The sequence below is a fragment of the Phreatobacter stygius genome (assembly GCF_005144885.1).
In the GTDB taxonomy this organism is placed as follows: domain Bacteria; phylum Pseudomonadota; class Alphaproteobacteria; order Rhizobiales; family Phreatobacteraceae; genus Phreatobacter; species Phreatobacter stygius.
This window is the reverse complement of the sequence record NZ_CP039690.1, coordinates 5,660,683-5,679,076: the sequence shown is the minus strand read 5'-3', so window position 1 is coordinate 5,679,076 and position 18,394 is coordinate 5,660,683. Positions and strand designations below refer to the sequence as shown.

The following is an 18,394-nucleotide window of genomic DNA, read 5'->3' as shown; positions in this document are numbered from 1 at the left end:
GTCAGGTCACCTTGGCGGGGTTGGCCACCGAGCTTGCCTGTTCGGCCGGCAGGCGCAGCGCCCGGTCGGCGCGGGCGCGGTAGTCCACCGCCTGTTCGAACTGGTCGAGCTCGTCCTGATAGGCAAGGCCCTTCTGCCGCTTCCAGCGCCAGACCAGGCCCTGCAGGATGATGTCCTCGGGGATCACCGACATGTCGGTGTCGGCGACGAAGGCCGCGCGGAACACCGGCGTCGCATCGGCCGACCTGATCCAATAGGCCGAGACATATTCGAGCGTCACCGGGCTCGCCGGCGGCGGCGCCACCTCCAGCTCGCGCCCGCGCAGCATGAAGCGCGGCGGCGAGGTCGGCAGCGCGCCGCGCTTCAGGTTCATTTCGGCATCCGACAAGGCGCCGCGGATCGGCTGGGTGCCGAGCCTGACCGGCGAGCCCTGGGTCAGCCGCTCGAAATCCCCCGGCACCACGGCAGGCGTCGCGCCCAGCACGGCGGTGCGAATGAGCCCGCCCCAGTCGTGCCGGCGCAGCAGTTCCTGGCCGGTCTGGATCGCCAGGACCTGGAACTCCTGCGGCGTGCGGCCAGCCGCCGTGATCACCGCGGTGACCGAGGGCAGGTTCATCAGCGTCGCGGCATTCTGGCACAGGGTCAGAAGGCTCATGGTGTCGCCTCCAGGCTGCGAAAGCCGACATTGGACCAGCGCGCGCGCCGGTTATCGACGTCGGCCGCCTCCAGCGCGTCGCCGAACAGCTGGGCCGCCGCGCCGGCGGAGGCCGCGTCGCGGGCATAGGTCGCCGCCTCGAACACCACGGCGTAGAGATAGATGTCCGGATAGGCTTGGATCAGCCAGTTGGTCAGCGCGGTTTCCAGCGCCGGCAGCGCCTGGAAATAGCTGAGCACGACCGGCGTGGCGCTCGCCGGCCGCAAGGTCAGGGCGGTCCCGGTTATGGTATAGACCGACGGACCGCCGGGCTGGGAAAAGCCCGCGGCGTAGCGGCCGGCGGCGGCCGCGACCAGGCGCGGCGGCGCGGTCTGCGCCTCCACCCGCTCGACCTCGAGGAAGTCGGCCGGCAGGCTGCATGTCCCGGTTTCATCCGGCGTCAGCGTGACATCCGCCAGCATGCGCCGGTCACGCAGCCGCCGGTTGATCTTGGCCTCGGCCATGGCCACGAAACGCGGCATGACATCGACCAGGTCGGCGCGGTTGAGATATTCGCCGGCCGCAATGACCAGTTCGGAATAATCGGCAAAGGCGGCCATCAGAGCTTGTCCCGCGTCTTGAAGGCGGAAAACTCGCCCTCCAGCAGCGCGCGGATCGCCTTGCGATCGCGCTGCATCAAGGGCTGGCGGAAATGCTTGTGAAACAGCGTGTCGGGGATGGCGGCAACCACCTGGCCATGGCCCCAGCCCTGGCCCTCATTGGCCTCGCGGAACATTTTCACCTCGGCCAGCACCGCCTCGACATCCTGCTCGCGGGTCTGCAGCACCGTGCCGTCGCCCATGTCCTCGTGGAAGGTCGAGATGCGCCTGACCGGATCGTGGTGGACCAGCACGCGGTTGCCCATCAGATCCACTCCACCACGCCGTCGCGGACGAGCGGCTTGGCCTCGGCCTCGGATAGGCGGGTCAGGCAGCCGGCGACGAGACGGCCACCGGCGCGCGGCCAGTAATCGCGCAGGATGCGCACCTGGATCTGTTCCGAGATCGACCTGGTGCCGGCCGGCAGAGCCATCGGGCCGGTCTCGGGCGGGGCAAGGATCGGCGCCTCGGCGCCGCCACTGCCTTGCCCCGCCCCTGCCGCGGCCGCCCGTGGATCATCCGCCGGACCGCCCACGGACGGTTCGTCGAGCGGCACGCCATAGGCGCGGGCCGCAAGCACACGCAGCCCCTCGAGGGTGCGGCGCCCGACCGGCGCCCGGCCGGTACGGGTCCTGATCGCCCGGCGAAGCACGGCTTCGTCGGCGCCTGCTATCTGGTCGCGCGTCATGATAAGCTTCCGCTGTGGGATGGAGGCGGGCGTCTGTCCGCGGCATGCGCGGAGCAATGCGAAGTCGCCGGCCCCCTGTCTGAAGGCGCCGGCGAACGGGCGGCTTGCCCGGATCTTGGACCCGACTGGGCCGGAGGTGTGATGACGAGAGTGACGGGTCACCCGAATGCGCCGAAACCGAAAGGCCTGAAGTCTCCGGCCGGAGAAACCATCCGCGTCGCGGCCGAGCTGGATCCCGCCCTGATCGAGGCTCTCGACCGCTTCATCGCGGAAGACCGGCCCGGCATTTCGCGCGCCGAGGCGCTGCGCCTGGCCTTTCGCGACTGGGCGCAGGACAAGGGCTTGCTGGCACCCGAAACCGACTGAGGGGCAGCGGCGCGGGGACGCTGCCGGGCCGGGACAACGGGGCGGCCTTGCGACCGCCCCCTGGTCCCTGATCAGGTCAGGTCCGCCACCACGCCGAGCGCCGCCTCGTTCTTCACGATCAGCGTCGCCTCGACGATGATGGCGCGCTTTTCGGCGTCGCCGGTCTTGGCCAGGGTCTGCTTCTGGAACGACCGCAGGAAACCGAGCTCGAGATAATCCGGGTCGATCAGCCAGGCGTCGCGCGGGCGCTGCCAGCGGTTGACCTGGACGGCGAAGTCGCCGAAGTCGCCGACATAGAGGTTGGCGCCGCCGACGATCTCCGCCTGCTTGCCGGTGTCGACATCCTTGCGCAGCTGCGCAATGCCGGAAAAGGCCGAAAAGACTCGCTTCTGGGTCGGGTGCAGCATCAGCACGGAAGGATTGCCGCCGGCGGTGTAGCAGGCCTGGTGGACGCTATCGAGCAGCGCCTTGGTGAAGGCCCTGACGGTGCCGTCGGTGGCCGCGACCGTCAGCGAGGTGCCGGCCGAATAGCCGCCATTGGCGCCGCCGGCCCCCCGATCGACATTGGTGGTGAGCCAGGACGGCAGCGACCCGAGCATGCGCGCCGTGGTCGAATTGCCAAGCAGCGACGCCGTGTTGGCGCCGATGATGGCGCGTTCCAGGTCGCGCTTCAGCGCCGCCATCTTGAGCTTGCCCTGATAGGCGAGCTCGGATTTGCGGCCGGCCTTCTTCACCGCCTCGGTGGTGCCCGAGATGATGTAGGTCTCGCGCATGATCTGCGAGATGTTCGACACGCGGGTGGTCGGCGTCACCGCATTATAGGCATATTCGTCGCCGTCGACCTGGGCATTGGCGGCCGGCGAGCGAATGGTATCGGTCTGCCATTCGTGCCGGATGTTCTCGACGTCGGACTTCTTGATCATCGAGGACACCGGCACGTCTTCCGGCGCGATATTGTAGATCTGGTCGCGCAGGTCTTCGCGCATGCCCTTGACGGCATAGGTGTCATAGGTATTGGCGATCTGGGCCATAGAAGGCTCCTGTCAGTCGGCGGCGAGCCATGCGTCGATGGCGCGCGCCGTGTCCGCTTTCGAGCCGCTGCGTTTGGCCTGGGCGAGCGCCGAACCGATCTCGTTGCCACCCGCCTGCCCGGCGCGCCGACCCGGAGGCTGGGGCGAACGCTGGGCCGCGGGCCGCAGGGCCCCGCCGGCCGAGGCTGCCTTGATCTTCTGGTACCGGGCGGCATCCGCGAGCACGCGGATCAGCCGGTGGTCGATGATCTGGGCATAGTCGGCCTGACTGAAGCCATAGGCCTCCACCGCCTTGATCATCTCCTGGTTGAAGGCCTGGCGCTTGGCGCCGTCCTTCAATTCGGGGATGGCGGCGAACAGCCGGTCCCGCTCGCCTTGAACGAAGTTCGCCCGGTCGGCCTGCGCACGCTGGTCCGCCTGGGCGGTCAGCTGCAGCCTCTGCCGGGTGATCTCTTCGACATGGCCCATGGCCGCCTGGTAGATGGCCATTTCCTGGGTGTAGCGGGCGGGATCGTGGAGTGCGAGATCGGTCGAAGGTGGCGTCGGCACATAGGCCTCGACCACCGCAAGCGCCCGTTCGAGAGCTTCCGCAACGGCGGTGTGATGGACCGAGACTTCGCCCGCACGCGAGTCCAGGGCTCGCCTGGTCTCGGCGACCTCCTGGGTCTTGCGGGTATAGTCGGCGGTCCTCAGGCCCGCATCACGCCATTCCTGGATCTCCTCGGCGGTTGCTTCCGTGCCGTCGGCGAGCCGGATCCTGGCTGGCTCGGGCTCGGCCGCATGGTCCGAGATCTCGGGATCGGCATCATCGCGGGTGTCTGATGCCTGGCGCCCGAAGAGGTCTTCGGGGTCGTGGCCGGCCAGCGCCTGGTCGTCATCCCTCCGGTCCTCCGCCTGTTCCCGAAACCCGACCTCGTCGGTCGACAGGAATGCGGAGAGCCGGTCATCGACACCTTGGGCGAAATCGGCGCGCGCGTCAGTGTTCACCGCCGGGGCGGTGCCTGCACCATCTGCGTTGGTCATGAGCTTACCTTCTCAAGCGTCGGATGTCCGTCACGCATAGGGTGACGGGCCTTTGGCGGCCTCGTGTGCTGGCCGGCCAAGGGCTGCCAGCCGAGAGCGCAAAGTTCTGATGGCGCGGGCCTCGTCGAGGGCCAGGCGCCGGGTCTGATCGTCCTTCGGGTCAGCGGAGATCGCCCGCTCCACCGCGTCATGCTCCAGCATGGCGAGCGCTGTGATCAAGGCCGGATGTTCGGCGATGAAGCGGGCTTCCTCCGGCGTCGGCCGCGCCGACATGGTCGTCGAAGGCGACGTCACGGACATCGTTGCGGGCATCGTCACGGTCCTGGCCGAAGCAGTTCATTGGTGGTCTTGACGATGCCGTCGAGCGTCTGCTGCACCGCCGGGTTCAGCGCCTCGTCCGGCGTCACCGAGCGCAGCGCGGAGGCCTGGGCGAGTGCGACCCTGGTCTCGAGCTCGGCCTTCTTCATGTCGAGCTCGGCGGCCAGCCGTTCGCGCTGCAGCTGCAATGCCCCGTCGGCCTTGATCCGCTCGACCAGAACATCGCGCTCGGCCTCGGCCTGGATGCGGGCCTGATCCGCCGCCATCTCGGCCTGGCGCCGCTCACGTTCCATCTGCATGGCCATCTCGGCCTGGCCGGCGGTGGGATCGGGCTTCGGCTGGGTCAGGCGCGCCAGAGCCTCCGGCGTCGGCTTCAGAAAATAGAGCTCGGGCGAGCGAAGGCCGGCGGCGGCGACGAACTTGTTGAGCGAATTGGCGAGATTGCCGATCGTCACAAGCGGATTGTCCAGGCCCATGGTCGCCAGGATCTCCTTCTGGATCGTGCCGATCTGGGTCATCACCGCCATGTCGCGCTCGCGCGATCCGGCGCCGAGCCCGGTATTGACGCTGGCATCCATGTCCGGGCTCCACTTGCCCGGCGTGAAGGTCACCCAGGTGTTGCGCAGCCGGATGATCTCGTCCTGCGGCTGGTGCTTGACGATCAGCCGCAGGATCGCCGCGAACATGCGGCGGAGCCCGGTTTCGGCGAAGGTCCGGGCGATCATCTCGGCGCGCGCGGTGGACGCGCTTTCCAGGATGCGCGAGGCGGTCGCCGTCTGGTTCTGCAGCGCGTCCGGCGAGAGCACCGCGGAGGCGTCGGAAATGCCGGTGCGGTCGGTCGCCTCGCGGTCGAGATAGTCGAGCGCGCCAAGGCTCGCGGCGGCAGTGAACGGCACCTGGTTATAGGCGAGTGCTGCGCGGGCATCGCGGCCGGATTTCAGCCGGATCGGCTTGCCGAATTCCGGATTGGTGATGTCGCTCGGATCTTCGATGGCGCCGACATCGACGATCGGCTGCTGGGCGTTCTGCCAATAGATATTGTCGAGCATGCCGCGGACGAGCGCCGTCTTTTTCTTCTGCACATCCTCGATGTCGTCGAACAGGCTCATGCCCTGCCAGCGATGCGCGACGATCTCGCAGGGCAGGTCCGAAAACGGCACCTCGTCCCATTCTTCGTTCGAAAGGATGCGGTGGGCGCCCGAATAGCCGGCGATGCAGACCCGGCGCAGTTCGGCAAAGCCGTCGCCGTCGGCGTCCAGGCGGACATAACATTCCGCGAATTCCACGACCTGCGTGGCCGGGCCGCCGAGATCATAGCTTTCGGACGACACGCCGCTGCGGCCGAGCCGGGCGCGGCGCACCTCGCTCTCGACATCGCCGGACCAGGCCGGAATGGCTTCCACCACCTCGCGGTCGAAGCCGAGCGCGATCAGGTTCGACCGCGTCTCCGGAAACCGGTGCACCGTGATGCGGGCATCCTCGATGGTCACCGCCTCCGGATCGATCAGGAACTGCTCGCCGGGCACCGCCGCGATCTTGACGCCGGCCTTGATCCGCACGCGGCGGATCTTGACGTCATGGCGCTCAGCGTCGGGGATCACCGCCAGCACCGCCGGATCGGTCTCGGGATAATCCTCACGCTCCAGCACGGTGACCGCGGGATCGGCGGTCAGGCCATCGAGGTCGAGGGCGGTCAGATTGGTATAGCGCTCGACCACGATGTCGGCGCGCTCGTCCCACCAGTGCTTCAACACGCCGTTGCGCAACAGCAACGCATCCTGGAACGCCGCGTTGAGCACCCGGTAGCCGTCCCACTGGGTCCAGAACTTGTAATTCACATAGTCGGTCGCCTGTTCGGCGAAAGGCTCGTCGGCCGGCGTCCGCGGCACATATTCCACCACCTTGTCGCCGCCGGCGAAGGTGCGCATCAGCGAGGGCATGATCTTCGCCACCGCCGAGCGGACGTCCTTGGAGATCGCCGAGGACCGGCCCTCGGGGGCTGGCAGGTCGCGCATCTCGCCGCGGTAATAGTCGAGCGCGCGGACGCGGTTGCCGCGCATCTCATTGTCGTCATAAGCGACACATTGCTGCATCATGCCGTCGATGACGGCGAGCAATTCGTCATCGGTCATCGGCGCGTCACTCATTGGCTCATTGGTCCTGGGGCCAGCCATGGTCAGACGCCCGCGACGAGGCTGATGAACCGTGTGCCGGCGACGGCGATGACGGTCGCGATCGTATCGCCGTCTGCCGTGAAGTTGCCGATCGCATCGGCGCGCAGTGCGCGGCTCACCTGCCCGTCGAAACCCGCGACGAGGATATGTGCGTCGGCCATGATGGTTGGTCCTTCATTGGTTGCGGCACCCGGCCCCCGGCCTTTCGATCCGCGCCGCGTCGTTCGCGTCGATGCCTGCGTCGCGGCAGCCGCCAGGAAAAATTACCTAGACTGATGGCGCGCAGTGGTTGTATCTGTCTTCCTGCAACCTGATGGTGCAGGCGACCACGCGGCACGCGTCTCGGGCTCGTCGGAATCGGTGATCAAGACCTGGAGGCCCTCACATGAAGTGGCAGCATGTCGTTGCAACAACCGTTCTTTTGACTGGCTGCTCGACGCCGGAATCGCGGACGGCGCAGCAGCGGGTGTGGCTGCAGGAGGCCATGGCCACCTGCCGTGGCCTCGGGTTGACCGATCAGAACGCCCTCGCCCAATGCGCCTCGCCCCTGGTCCAAGCGAAGATCACCGAGGACAGAGACCAGCGGGCCGCGGCGATCGACGCGGCCGCGGCCGGCATGAACGCTATGTCGCGGGCCTATTCCGACGCCGCGGCAGCCCGTGCTCAGCCGATGCCCCAGTCGACCACCTGCCGCACGAGACCCATGGGCAACGGCACCTATGCGACGACTTGCGATTGACACGCTGGCCTCGTCGACGAGCCGCCTTGGCAGCGCCTACGCAAAACCGAACGTACGGTCCTCAGGCCACCACCCGTTTGGGCATCTGCCAGTTCTGCAGGCCGACCGGCGCATCCGGCGCGTCGCCGATGCCGATGGCTAGATAGCGCAGGGCATCGGCCGGGTGGCTCGCCCAGTCGTGCACGGGTTTCGGTTTGAGCACCTGGTTCTTCTCGTCGTAATCGGCGCGGTAGAGGCTCAAGGCCTCGATGCCGCGTGCGCATTTCTCCTGGTCGAACCAGAGTTTCGGCAACATCAGGCGCAGCGCATTGATGCCGTCGTCGACCCGGTGGTCCGGACAGACGGTGACCGCCAGCCCGAGCGTCTTCAGCACCTCCTCGCGGCTCTTGCCGGTGCCGAGTTCGCGCGCCTTCACGTCATGCGGCAGGATATGGCCGCCGTAGAGGTAGGGCTTGTCCTTCACCAGCTTGACGTAATGGGCAAGGTCCATGCCGGTCGCCTCGTAATAGTCGATCGCGTGGAACTCGCGCCCGACACATTGCACGAACCAGATCGCGGTCGCGTCATCCATGCCGAGGTCCCAGGCGGTCCAGACGGGGGCTGCCGGATCATGGGGAACGCCGCAGATCCGACGCTCGCGCAGGGCCTGCGCCATCTGCCGGCCGTAATAGGCGCCAATCACCGCGGCATCGAAAGAGCAGTAATATTCCTGCTCGATCAGCATGTCGCCCTGGTCGTCGCCGAACAGCGCCCGATAGCCCTTGCGCGCCTCGTCCACCGCCTCCCGGCTGATGGCGTGGGTGTCGTCGACGGTCTGGATGCCGACATACCAGTTCGGATCCTTGTCATGCCCGCGCACCATGCGCTCGACATGGTTCTTGCCGCGCGGCGTGGTGATGAACAGCGCCCAGCCGTCATTCTCCGACAGGATCGGCTGGATATAGGCCCAGGCGCGCGGATCGGCCAAAGCCCATTCGGAAAAGGTCACGCCGACCGGCGGTGAACCGACCACGCTGTCATAACTGTCGGACCCGACCACCTGCCAGGTCGCGCCGTTGATGAGCTCGATGAACATCTCATTGTCGTTCGAGCGGTTGCGGATCTCGTGCGGAAAGGCCTCGTCGATGCGCCGCTTGCCCGAATGCGGGTTGACGGCGTTCCAGATCGCCTTCCGGCCCTGACCATATTCCGGCAGCATGTGCCAATAGGTTGCCGGCCGTTCGATCATGGCGACGGCGGAGCGATGCAGCGCCACCTCGTCCTTGCCCCAGCGCCGATGCGCCACCATCAAGGCGCGTTTGCCGCCCGCTTCCAGATGGTCCCACAGCGCGCGCTGATACCAGCGCGGCTGCCAGCCGTTAGGAATCCGGATCGTTCGAGAATTTGACACGTTCGACCGTCGGGTTGCCGCCGTGGTTGAAATCAGGCTTTCGGCGATTTGCCGGGCTTGAATTGGTGCCCGACCGGAACGACCGCCCCGATGTCCTCCGGCGCTGGTCATGGCCTGTGCAGCCCTCGGCAGGCGCCTCTGCGGGTTGTTCAGTGCGTCATAGACGGCGCCACGTTGGTCGTGGAGACCTCGTGTCGGTATTCGCCCAGCGAGAACATCAATCGCATGGCCGACTTCGTGTCCAACTACTCGGTCGGCTTGGTCCGCCCGGAGCGCCCGGTCATAGGATATGGAGGTAGGTCGGTTGGATCGACGGTCCACAACCAACCGAGCGGCGTCTCCTCGAATATCGCGTGACGCAACTGCCAAAGGCCTTTGGCCCGTTGTCGCCTCTGCAATGGCGTCAAATTCTCCCCTCGCGAGCCCCTCGTCGGGGCCGCCGGCGACGCGTCGCCCGGCAACGAATCGGGCTGTGATGGGGTCTCCGTCGATGGTTCGTTCGAGCGGTCCCGATCCATCGACTCCCCGCGGGTAATCGAGTTCGAAAGGCCGCTGCGGCAGGTCCGGCGGAGGATTCATTCTCGCGGTCTTGGATGCTGGATCAGCGCCGCGACCTGACGCAAATGTTCCAGCTCGCCTTACGCCTCCCGCGACCAGCCCAAGCGGCAAAACCGACGCGGCATTGGCTGCGGCGCCCCAATAGTTGCCCTGTTCATAGTCGCGCTTGGCTTCCTGTGCGGCAAACGGCAGGCCAACCGGCGTGACGTCGAGAAGACCGACGCCGGTGTTGCCCAACCCCGAACTCAGACGGTCCCACGGCGAGCGCCGGCATCAGCGCGGCTGCCAGCCGTCAGGACTCCGGGTCGTCCGAGAATTTGACAAGTTCGACGGTCAGGTTGCCGCTGTGGTTCACGTCAAGCTTTTCGCGCCATTCCTCCGGCCGGCGCGTCTTCAGCCAGAAGATCGCCGCCGCGGTGTCGGGCGGATAGTACTCGCGATGCTCGGCCCTGATGACCTGGCCCTGGTGGGTGAAAATCTTGATCGTGTCGTAGGAAAAGCCCACCGCGCGCTGGTAGAGGCTGCGCTCGACCATGTCATCGACCGCACCCTTGCCGAGCTTGAGCGCGCGCCAGAAGGCCTCGTGCGCCACCTTCCAGCGGTTGATGGTGCAGATATGGACCGCGAAGAACTCGGCGAGATCCGCATCGGTCGCGCCAAGAGCGCAAAGCTTGGCCGCCTGACGGGCGAAATCGATCTGGTATTTTGGCTGACCGCCGACCGGCCGACGCTCCGTCTCCGTAATGACGGGCAGAGCCGTTTCGGGCTCCTGTGCGGGCGGCAATGCTGTCGGTTCATCGGCCAGCGCCGGCGCGGCCGAAGCCGCCGCCAGACGCCGCCTGGATCGCATGCGTTGCATGAGGGGAATTCCTATCTGAGGCGATGACGAACACGGCAGCGACAAAACGCGGAGGCGCGCAACCGTTCTGGTGGCGAAGACCAACCACGCCTTGGCGCAGCGAAACCCCGATCATTCAAGCCCAGCCACGGCAAGGTCAGAGCGCGGCCTTCTCGTGGCTCTGCAAAGTCAGATCCTTGGCCGCGGACCGCGCAATTTTCGCAGCGGCTTGTCGGTCCAGGGGAACGGCGGCCCCGGCCTGGAACGACCTCCGATCCACGGCGACACCGGAAATACCTTGCGACGACGTCCTGGCCGGACGGGTAGGTGGTGAAGTGCCAGCGAGAAGCGCCATTCATTGCTGACGAAGATAACGTTGTGGCGCTTGATCAGCTTCTCGAGACCGCGCTCCGCCAGCAGCAATTTGAGCCTCGAGCCGGGCACCCCCCAGAGGTTGCGCAATTCGGTCCACCATTGCGCCAAATCGCGAACGTCAAACAAAATTACGATTTCGTTGTTCCGCCTCCGCAACATTGTCAGATCCCGGCCTCATCCATCCCTGCGACGAGTATCAGCGTTGTCGTTGGGCTGATCTACAATTTTCCATACGTCTTTCGCCCGAGAATCTAGATATCTCTCACGTGCAGAGCCGCCCCGGCGGACACCAGGCCTCCGGCGCCGCATGCGGCACTTCGGGACCGCGTTCTTGACCCGCTCCCAAGGCACCTGGCGGCAAAGGCGCGCCTTGATTGAACTGGATGTGCTTGGACAGGTCCGGATGCGTGTTGACTGCGCGCCTGATCCGCTCAGCCAGTTCGGGCGCTATCGATTTGATGTAGTTTGGATTGAGCAAGTAGACCCGAATGGCTTCGGCCATCAATTCACCGGGCACCTCCGAAGCTGGGTATCCCCAATCCTCGGGGCCGGCCAACCTGCGTGTCTGTCCCGGGGTACTGCTCCTCGAGTCGTGATAAATCTGGCGAAGTTGGCGATCAAGCCCGGTCTGGTTTATTCCGCGTCCCCGAGACAATATTCCCACAAAATCCTCGACGGCATGCCCTGCTTCATGCCCCAGTGTTCCCGGCAATGCCGTCGGTGGCTCGTCCCGATTGTAAGCGATCGAGCGCTGCCGGGTGCCGTCGGGCATGACCTCGCTTGTGTAGATGGCGCGCGCTCGTTTTGGGAGTTCGGATGCTGGCACGGCACGTATCGGTCGCCCCGTGAGGGCCTCGCCAAGCCCGCGGACTTCATCCAAAGAAAGTCCCTGATCCGGACCGCCGACTGTTCGCCGACCCGCGATGATGGGCGCGGTGATGGCGGCGCCGTCAATGGTCTGGGTGAGTGGACTACCGAACGCCGCTCCGGCTGCGGGCAAGCCTGTCGTTGAGCTGCCGTCACCGCGTATTGCAAGATTCGGATAGTCCGCGTGGAATGGCCGTTGCGGCAGGCTAGCCGGATCATGCGGCGTCCCACGCATCGCCGAAACACCCGTCGAACGAGTTGCCGGCGCCGCTCCCCGGATGGCGCGGAATGCAGCACCGAAACCCATGCTGGAGAGGTCCAACACCCGCTGACGTGTTTCGGGCGACATGTTGCGGCTACCGTCGTACAATTCCCGCGCCAGATTGGGGTCAGTCATCATATCGCCAGGTAGGGTGAACGCGTCGTAGAGGTCGATTGCCATGCGCCCGGGCCAGCCAAGACTTAAGGTTTCTCGCCAGGTGCGCTTCGGCGCCACCGGCCTGTTCGCTACATCCAGATCATTGGCCAGCAGATAGTCTCGCAGGGCTTGACGATGATCTCCCATTCTGAGGCTTGGCGACGGAACCCCATTCAAACCGGTAACGGCGCGCGCGAGATTGTCGGTGCGCCAGTCGCGCCGGCCGGGGATTTCGTCGTCCATCGGATACCCCAAAACAAAAAGCCCGGAAGGTGTGAACCTCCGGGCGCAATGTCGTGACTGTATATTTCGTGTATGACTATTTTCCTAGTAAATGTCAAGCGATAAAAATCACGCCGTCAAGAAGAGCGCCAAGGCCGGCAGCCATTGGCTTTTTGCCGGATCACCCGAACGTCGCCTGCAGGCGGTTTCGGGAGTCCGTTCAGACTCTTGAAGCCGGATGTACAGGTTCTGATTCCGCCCGAGTGATTTCACCCGCCGCCATCAGATGTGCGCCCGCGACGGCAGCATCTCGTGAACGGCCGCGTCAGCGTTCCCGCCCCACATCCCACCCGGCACCAAGTCGCCGCAATGCCGGGCCATGCTTCCACGCCGTTCAAGCCGCGCTTTGCAAGGACGACAGGCCATGCCGGATGGCGCGCCAGACCCACTGCCCTATGAGATGCCGGCGGACGTGCGGCGGCACTCCCTGATCGGCCTCGTCGCCGTGCCGCCGCTGCTGGCGCTCGTCCTGTTCCTGCCGGCCGGCCATCTCTCCTGGACCCGCGGCTGGCTGTTCCTGGTGATCTTCTCCTTCGCCATGGCGAGCGCCGCCGCGGCCCTGTGGCAGATCAATCCGGAGATCTTCGCCGCCCGCCGGCGGATCCAGCCGGGCACCAAGAGCTGGGACAAGCTCCTGCTGGCGCTTCTCGCTCCGGCGCTTCTGGCAATCCCCGTGGTGGCCGGGCTCGATGACGGCCGCTTTCACTGGTCGGCAATGACCACACCGGTCGTGGCCCTCGGCTATCTCCTGTGGCTCGCGGGTTTTGCCGGCACGACCTGGGCGCAGGCGGTCAACCGCCATTTCGAGCCGGGCGTGCGGATCCAGACCGATCGCGACCACCAGGTGATCGACAGCGGCCCCTATGCGCTGGTGCGCCATCCCGGCTATTCCGCCGCCGGTCTCCTGCTCGTCGGCATCGCGCTTAGCCTCGGCTCCTGGTGGGCTCTGCTGCCGGCGCTGGTCTCGGCGCTCATCCTGGTGATCCGCACGCGCTGGGAGGACGAGACGCTGCAAGCCGAGCTGCCCGGCTATCGCGACTATGCGCAAAGGGTCCGTTCACGGCTGGTGCCCGGGGTCTGGTAGCGCCTTGCCCGTCTGCGCTGCGACCGATGGAAACGGACAAATCGCCGCATTTGATCCAGATCCAGGCAACCCGCGCGTCTCATGATAGTCTTCACCGGATATCATCACGCAGAGGCCTGCCATGCCCCTTCAAGATCTCCTCGCTTTCGTCGAAATGCCGATCGAGGCCGACGCAACCGTGAGCACGACGCCCGCCCTCGACCAGGCGTTTGCTCTCGCCAAGGATATGGCGGCGCATCTCACCGTCGCACTGTCGGCGCCGAAGATCGCAACACCCGGTTCCTTCGTCTTTCCGGGCTTTTCGAGTTCGCTCATTGCCGACGCAAATGCCAAGGCCGAAGCCGCGGTTCAGGCCTTTGCCGCCCAGGCCCGGCAAAAGGCCAAGGACCTGTCGCTTGTCTGCGACATCTCGACCGCCGTGGAGGATCTTGGTTCCGCGGGCGCCTTCGCCGTCGGTCTGGCGCGTTGCTCGGATCTCGTCGTCGTCGACCGGCCCGGGCGGATGCTCGATCCCGGCAATGCGCTGTTCACCTCGATCCTGTTCGAGGGCGGCGGCCCGGTCCTGGTCGTGCCCCCTGCCCGCCCGGCCAGCGCGAACTTCCGCAAGCTGCTGGTGGCCTGGGACGGGTCCGCCCACGCCGCCCGCGCGGTCAAGGCGGCGCTCGCCTTCTTCGCCCCGCCGGCCGAAATCGATATCCTGACGGTGACCGGCGAGAAGGATCTCGCCGGCGTACCGCCGGCCGCCGGCATTGCCCAGCACATCGCCCGCCATGACGTCACCACCACGGTCTCGAGCGTGGCGCTTGCCGGCCAATCGGTCGGCGCGACGATCGCCGAACATGCGCGCACGACCGGCGCCGACCTGATCGTGATGGGCGCCTACGAGCACTCGCGCTGGCGGCAGATGCTGCTCGGCGGTGTGACCAGCCATTTGACCCATCACTCGCCATTGCCGCTGCTGCTGGCTTACTGACCACGATCCCACGCCATGCGGCCGGATTTGCCGTGATCCGGCCGCGCGGTCTCACCCGCGCAAGCCACCGGATTCACACATCTCGCAAAGCAAGCCTGAATTCGCCGCCCTTCCAGGCTTCGCACGAGAACCACGGATAGCGCGTGCGCCGCCCTTTTCCGTCATGGCCGGCCTTGTGCCGGCCATCCACGCATTGTCCTGACCGCGGAAGACGTGGATGGCCGTGACAAGCATGGCCATGACGAAGCGAGGAACGGCGCGCCAAGACACGGATTGTCGAGATGTGTGCATCCGTTAGCCCGCCCATGACGCACATGAAATTCCAGGCCCCCTTCGAAAAAGGGAACAAACCGCCATTGCCCAAATTGTGAGCAATTTGCTAATGGCTTGGGCGCCCGCGCGGAGAGAACCTCTGCAACACCACCCCGGTGTTTCCTGTGGTGAGTTCCCGTCCATGCCTGGCCTTGCCGTTTTGCTGAAGCGCCTCAATCCGGGGCTTGCCCCGGTCAGCCCGGCGGAACGCCTGCGCGCATCCGTCGGCGCCCTCGTCGGCATCCTCGTCACCGGTCTCGTCACCAAGCTGGCGCTCGGCACATCGGCCGAATTGCCGCTGCTGATCGCCCCGATGGGCGCTTCCGCCGTGCTGCTTTTCGCCGTGCCGTCGAGCCCGCTCGCCCAACCCTGGTCGATCCTCGGCGGCAATATGGTCGCCGCGCTGATCGGCGTCACCGCCGCCGCCTTCATAACCGATCCTTTCGTTGCCGCGGCCGTCGCCGGCGGCGCCGCCATTGGCGCCATGATGCTGCTCGGCTGTCTGCATCCGCCTGGCGGCGCGGTGGCCCTGACCGCGGTGCTCGGCGGACCCGCGGTCCAGGCGGCGGGTTATGGCTTCGTGCTCTGGCCGGTCGGCGTCAATTCGCTGCTGCTGCTGGCGGTCGCCCTCATCTTCAACAATCTCACCGGGCGGCGCTATCCGCACCGGCAGCCGCCCTCGCCCGCCCTCGATCACAAGACCGATGATCCGAAGCCGACCGCCCGGCTCGGCTTCACTTCGGCCGATCTCGACGCCGCCATTGCCGCCCATGGCGAGCTTCTCGATGTCGACCGGGACGACCTGGAGGGCATCCTGCACCAGGCCGAGCAACGCGCCTTCCACCGCCGTTCCGGCGAGATCACCTGCGCCGACATCATGTCGCGCGATGTCGCGGCGGTGTCGCCGGAAAGCCCCTGGCGCGACGCGCTGGCGCTGTTGCGCGCGCATCGCGTCAAGGCCTTGCCGGTGACCACGGAAGACGCCCGGGTCGTCGGCATCGTCACCCAGACCGACCTCCTGGACAAGGTCGCCTGGGGCCGCAAGGGGCCGCGCATTGGCCTCGCCCACCGGTTCCGCCGGGCCGCCCGGCTCGAACGCGCGCCGCAGGCAACGGTCGAGGAGATCATGACGACGCCGGTGCGCTCGGCACGGCCCGAGACATTGATCGCCGAACTGGTGCCCTTGATGGCCGATGGCGGCTGGCATCACCTGCCGATCGTCAGCGCCCACGGCCAGCTGGTCGGCGTGGTCACCCAATCCGACCTGATCGCCGCCCTGTTCCACGGCCGCGTCACGGCCAAGGTCGAAGACGGCCTGCCCGCGAAGGCCGCCTGATGGCATCGATCGAAACCGTCGATACGGCAGCAATCCGCCACTTGATCGAGCGCTTCTACGGCAAGGTCAGGCAGGATCCCGAGCTCGGCCCGATCTTCGATGCCGCGGTCGACGACTGGGATGCCCATGTCGGCATTCTCCAGGCCTTCTGGACAAGGGTCATGCTGGGCCAGGGCCAATACAAAGGCGATCCTTTGAGTGTCCACCGGCAATTGCCGCTGAAACCCGAGCTGTTCGCCATCTGGCTCGGGCTCTGGCGCGCGACGACAGCCGAACTGTTTGACCAGGAGATCGCTGCCCAGTTCGACGCCAGGGCGGAACGGATCGCCGACAGCCTGATCGCCGGCTTGTTCTTCAAGCCGGAAGCCGCGAAGGCGACGCGTTAGGATTTGATCGCGTCAGATCGAAGCATTGCATCAAGGACGGCTCCGTTGGAGCCTGTGTGCAGCCTCTCCGCGCCATCCGTCCTGGCCGGGCTTGTCCCGGCCATCCACGCATGACTTCGACCGGAAAGACGTGGATGGCCGTGACGAGCACGGCCATGACGCGGTGGATCGTCACATCGCCAGATAGCGCCGCCAGACTGCCTTGCCGAACTGGTCGTAGAGGTCCATCGCCGCGATCAATCCGGTCAGCGCGTCGGGCGAACAGAACTCGTCCGGCAGCAGGGGGTCGCGGACGATCCGGCGCACCGCCTGCCGGCCGAGCGTCAGGGTTTCGGCGGCTGCGACCTGAAGCTCCGCGCCATCGAGCCGGACACGGCTGCGATCCAGCGCGAGGCTCAGGCGTCGATGCCCGACGGCGATGGCCTTGCCGTCCCAGAGCAAGCCAAAACGCCTCCGTCTGACGGTGTCGAGCCCGCTTGCCGCGACGACCAGGAGCGACGGCGCATGGTCGAGTTCGCCGAGCCGGTCGCGCACGCCCGCCGCACCTTCGTCGAGATTGTCCGGCCTGACCCAGAGATTGGTCTCCGCCTCGACAAAACCTTCCAGCTCCAAGGCGCGCATGGTCCGCCGCCAGACCGTCCGGTCGGCCCGCTCGCGCGGTCCGGCCAGCGCGATGAGCCATTCGCCGTTCCACTCGCGCCGGCGTGCCGGCACCGTCCGCCAGCCGAGAATACGGTGCTGCAACGGCTCGCCCTCCGGCCCGATGGCATAGAGCCCGCGCGCCTCCTGCCGCAGCCTCTGGTCCGCCTTGAGGCGGGTGATCGCGGTTCTCACACCGGCCGGCCCGATGCCAAAAACCGCACCGGCGCGGATCAGGTCGGCAACCGAATAGGTCGCCGCCCGATCGGTCGACAGGAGATCCAGGATCACCGCCCGGGCACTCAGGCCGTCGTCGCCCGCCTCGATCGTCATATTGCTCATTTCGTCAGAATTCGACAAATTGTGAAATATTTCGCTTGCGCGACCACGACAAGCCCCGCCGCCCACGCCCCCGGAGACCGGACGATGACGTTCCAGACGCTGCTCTACGAAACCGGCAATCGCACCGCGACCATCACGCTCAACCGGCCCGACCATTTCAACGCCATCGAAAGCGCCATGCCGCGCGAGATCCGGACGGCGGTGGAAATGGCCGAGGCCGATCCGGACGTCCATGTCATCGTGCTCAAGGGCGCCGGCCCGGGCTTCTGCGGCGGCTATGACCTGAAACATTATGCCGAACGCAAGGGCGAGATTGCCGGTTCGCAGGACATGCCCTGGGACCCGACGCTCGATTTCACCATGATGTGGCGCAACACCCAGGACTTCATGGCGCTCTGGCGCGCCTCCAAGCCGACGATTGCCCGGGTCCATGGCGCGGCGGTCGCCGGCGGGTCCGATATCGCGCTCTGCTGCGATTTCCTGATCATGGCGGAGGATGCCCGCATCGGTTATCCGCCGTCGCGCGTCTGGGGCGTGCCGACACCCGCCATGTGGGTCTATCGGCTGGGCCCGCAAATGGCCAAGCGCATGATGATGACCGGCGACCTGATCGACGGCACCGAGGCAGCGGCGATCGGCCTCGCGCTGAAGGCGGTGCCCGCGGCGGATCTGGACGACGCGGTGGAACATCTGGCCGGCCGGCTGCGCGGGGTGCCGCGCAACCAGCTGATGATGACCAAAATGGTCGTCAATCAGGCCTATGACAATATGGGCCTCAACAACACGCAGATGTTCGCGACCCTGTTCGACGGCGTCTCGCGCCATACGCCCGAAGGCATCTGGTTCCGCGAGCGGGCGCAGGAGGTCGGCTTCAAGCAGGCGGTCGCCGAACGCGACAGCGGCGCTCCGATCGCCAGCCAGGTGTCCAAGCGCCTCAGGCCGGAGGGCTGAGCCGGCAGCCC

21 protein-coding genes are annotated in these 18,394 nt (G+C 66.4%); 7 read left to right on the top strand and 14 right to left on the bottom strand.

What is annotated here, in order from left to right; genetic code table 11:
- Position 1: 1 nt before the first annotated feature.
- From E8M01_RS26855 to E8M01_RS26840, 4 genes are read right to left on the bottom strand one after another with little or no spacing between them, the layout of a single operon-like run.
- Positions 2–655: a hypothetical protein gene (locus tag E8M01_RS26855; RefSeq protein WP_136962956.1), complete on the bottom strand. Its 654-nt coding sequence runs from the start codon at positions 653–655 to the stop codon at positions 2–4.
- Positions 652–1,254 carry a phage adaptor protein gene (locus tag E8M01_RS26850; RefSeq protein WP_136962955.1) on the bottom strand — a complete coding sequence of 201 codons (603 nt, stop codon included), beginning with the start codon at positions 1,252–1,254 and terminating at the stop codon, positions 652–654. Before E8M01_RS26850 ends, E8M01_RS26855 begins: the two co-directional genes overlap by 4 nt.
- Positions 1,254–1,559, bottom strand: a complete 306-nt coding sequence (locus E8M01_RS26845; RefSeq protein ID WP_136962954.1) for a hypothetical protein — start codon at positions 1,557–1,559, stop codon at positions 1,254–1,256. Before E8M01_RS26845 ends, E8M01_RS26850 begins: the two co-directional genes overlap by 1 nt.
- A complete protein-coding gene (locus E8M01_RS26840; RefSeq protein WP_136962953.1) occupies positions 1,559–1,981 on the bottom strand; it encodes a hypothetical protein in 423 nt (140 codons plus the stop codon). The genes E8M01_RS26845 and E8M01_RS26840 overlap by 1 nt, the downstream gene beginning before the upstream one ends.
- 141 nt (positions 1,982–2,122) lie before the next feature.
- Between E8M01_RS26840 and E8M01_RS26835 the strand changes: the two genes are divergently transcribed.
- Complete coding sequence (locus tag E8M01_RS26835; RefSeq protein ID WP_136962952.1) at positions 2,123–2,347, top strand: ribbon-helix-helix domain-containing protein; 225 nt, start codon at positions 2,123–2,125, stop codon at positions 2,345–2,347.
- 71 nt (positions 2,348–2,418) lie between these two features.
- Here E8M01_RS26835 and E8M01_RS26830 read toward each other — a convergent pair whose 3' ends face one another.
- Genes E8M01_RS26830 through E8M01_RS35155 form a run of 5 tightly spaced genes read right to left on the bottom strand, consistent with a single transcriptional unit; the run spans position 2,419 to position 7,054 of the window.
- Positions 2,419–3,378 carry a DUF5309 domain-containing protein gene (locus E8M01_RS26830; RefSeq protein ID WP_136962951.1) on the bottom strand — a complete coding sequence of 320 codons (960 nt, stop codon included), beginning with the start codon at positions 3,376–3,378 and terminating at the stop codon, positions 2,419–2,421.
- Between the two features lie 12 nt (positions 3,379–3,390).
- Entirely contained in the window at positions 3,391–4,401 is a 1,011-nt protein-coding gene (locus tag E8M01_RS26825; RefSeq protein WP_136962950.1) for a hypothetical protein, read from the bottom strand.
- 30 nt (positions 4,402–4,431) lie between these two features.
- Positions 4,432–4,701 carry a hypothetical protein gene (locus E8M01_RS26820; protein ID WP_136962949.1) on the bottom strand — a complete coding sequence of 90 codons (270 nt, stop codon included), beginning with the start codon at positions 4,699–4,701 and terminating at the stop codon, positions 4,432–4,434.
- Between the two features lie 14 nt (positions 4,702–4,715).
- The gene (locus E8M01_RS26815; RefSeq protein WP_136962948.1) at positions 4,716–6,866 is read right to left on the bottom strand and encodes a portal protein; all 2,151 of its coding nucleotides are present in this window, start codon (positions 6,864–6,866) and stop codon (positions 4,716–4,718) included.
- Between the two features lie 29 nt (positions 6,867–6,895).
- Entirely contained in the window at positions 6,896–7,054 is a 159-nt protein-coding gene (locus E8M01_RS35155) for a hypothetical protein (protein ID WP_170182096.1), read from the bottom strand.
- Between the two features lie 224 nt (positions 7,055–7,278).
- On the opposite strand from E8M01_RS35155, the gene E8M01_RS26810 reads away from it, so the two are divergent.
- Entirely contained in the window at positions 7,279–7,632 is a 354-nt protein-coding gene (locus E8M01_RS26810) for a hypothetical protein (RefSeq protein ID WP_136962947.1), read from the top strand.
- Positions 7,633–7,693: 61 nt separating this feature from the next.
- Here E8M01_RS26810 and E8M01_RS26805 read toward each other — a convergent pair whose 3' ends face one another.
- The 4 genes from E8M01_RS26805 to E8M01_RS26790 all read right to left on the bottom strand — a co-directional run bounded on the left by E8M01_RS26805 (position 7,694) and on the right by E8M01_RS26790 (position 12,321).
- The gene (locus E8M01_RS26805) at positions 7,694–9,022 is read right to left on the bottom strand and encodes a hypothetical protein (RefSeq protein WP_136962946.1); all 1,329 of its coding nucleotides are present in this window, start codon (positions 9,020–9,022) and stop codon (positions 7,694–7,696) included.
- Positions 9,023–9,872: 850 nt separating this feature from the next.
- Positions 9,873–10,439: a hypothetical protein gene (locus tag E8M01_RS26800; protein WP_215908806.1), complete on the bottom strand. Its 567-nt coding sequence runs from the start codon at positions 10,437–10,439 to the stop codon at positions 9,873–9,875.
- Between the two features lie 168 nt (positions 10,440–10,607).
- Positions 10,608–10,919 carry a hypothetical protein gene (locus E8M01_RS26795; RefSeq protein WP_136962945.1) on the bottom strand — a complete coding sequence of 104 codons (312 nt, stop codon included), beginning with the start codon at positions 10,917–10,919 and terminating at the stop codon, positions 10,608–10,610.
- A 136-nt stretch (positions 10,920–11,055) separates the two neighbouring features.
- The gene (locus E8M01_RS26790) at positions 11,056–12,321 is read right to left on the bottom strand and encodes a hypothetical protein (RefSeq protein WP_136962944.1); all 1,266 of its coding nucleotides are present in this window, start codon (positions 12,319–12,321) and stop codon (positions 11,056–11,058) included.
- Between the two features lie 403 nt (positions 12,322–12,724).
- On the opposite strand from E8M01_RS26790, the gene E8M01_RS26785 reads away from it, so the two are divergent.
- The 4 genes from E8M01_RS26785 (at position 12,725) to E8M01_RS26770 (ending at position 16,451) form a co-directional block, all read left to right on the top strand.
- Entirely contained in the window at positions 12,725–13,444 is a 720-nt protein-coding gene (locus E8M01_RS26785) for a methyltransferase family protein (protein WP_246088447.1), read from the top strand.
- A 121-nt stretch (positions 13,445–13,565) separates the two neighbouring features.
- Positions 13,566–14,417 carry a universal stress protein gene (locus tag E8M01_RS26780; protein ID WP_136962943.1) on the top strand — a complete coding sequence of 284 codons (852 nt, stop codon included), beginning with the start codon at positions 13,566–13,568 and terminating at the stop codon, positions 14,415–14,417.
- 454 nt (positions 14,418–14,871) lie between these two features.
- Positions 14,872–16,065 (top strand): HPP family protein, encoded by a 1,194-nt coding sequence (locus tag E8M01_RS26775; protein ID WP_136962942.1) that lies wholly within the window; start codon positions 14,872–14,874, stop codon positions 16,063–16,065.
- Positions 16,065–16,451, top strand: coding sequence for a group III truncated hemoglobin (locus E8M01_RS26770; RefSeq protein ID WP_136962941.1), 387 nt, complete (start codon positions 16,065–16,067; stop codon positions 16,449–16,451). The genes E8M01_RS26775 and E8M01_RS26770 overlap by 1 nt, the downstream gene beginning before the upstream one ends.
- A gap of 171 nt (positions 16,452–16,622) precedes the next feature.
- Here the strand turns inward: E8M01_RS26770 and E8M01_RS26765 are convergent, their stop codons facing one another.
- Positions 16,623–17,423, bottom strand: a complete 801-nt coding sequence (locus tag E8M01_RS26765; RefSeq protein WP_215908805.1) for a hypothetical protein — start codon at positions 17,421–17,423, stop codon at positions 16,623–16,625.
- Between the two features lie 93 nt (positions 17,424–17,516).
- On the opposite strand from E8M01_RS26765, the gene E8M01_RS26760 reads away from it, so the two are divergent.
- Positions 17,517–18,383 carry a crotonase/enoyl-CoA hydratase family protein gene (locus E8M01_RS26760; RefSeq protein ID WP_136962939.1) on the top strand — a complete coding sequence of 289 codons (867 nt, stop codon included), beginning with the start codon at positions 17,517–17,519 and terminating at the stop codon, positions 18,381–18,383.
- Positions 18,384–18,394 lie beyond the last annotated feature (11 nt).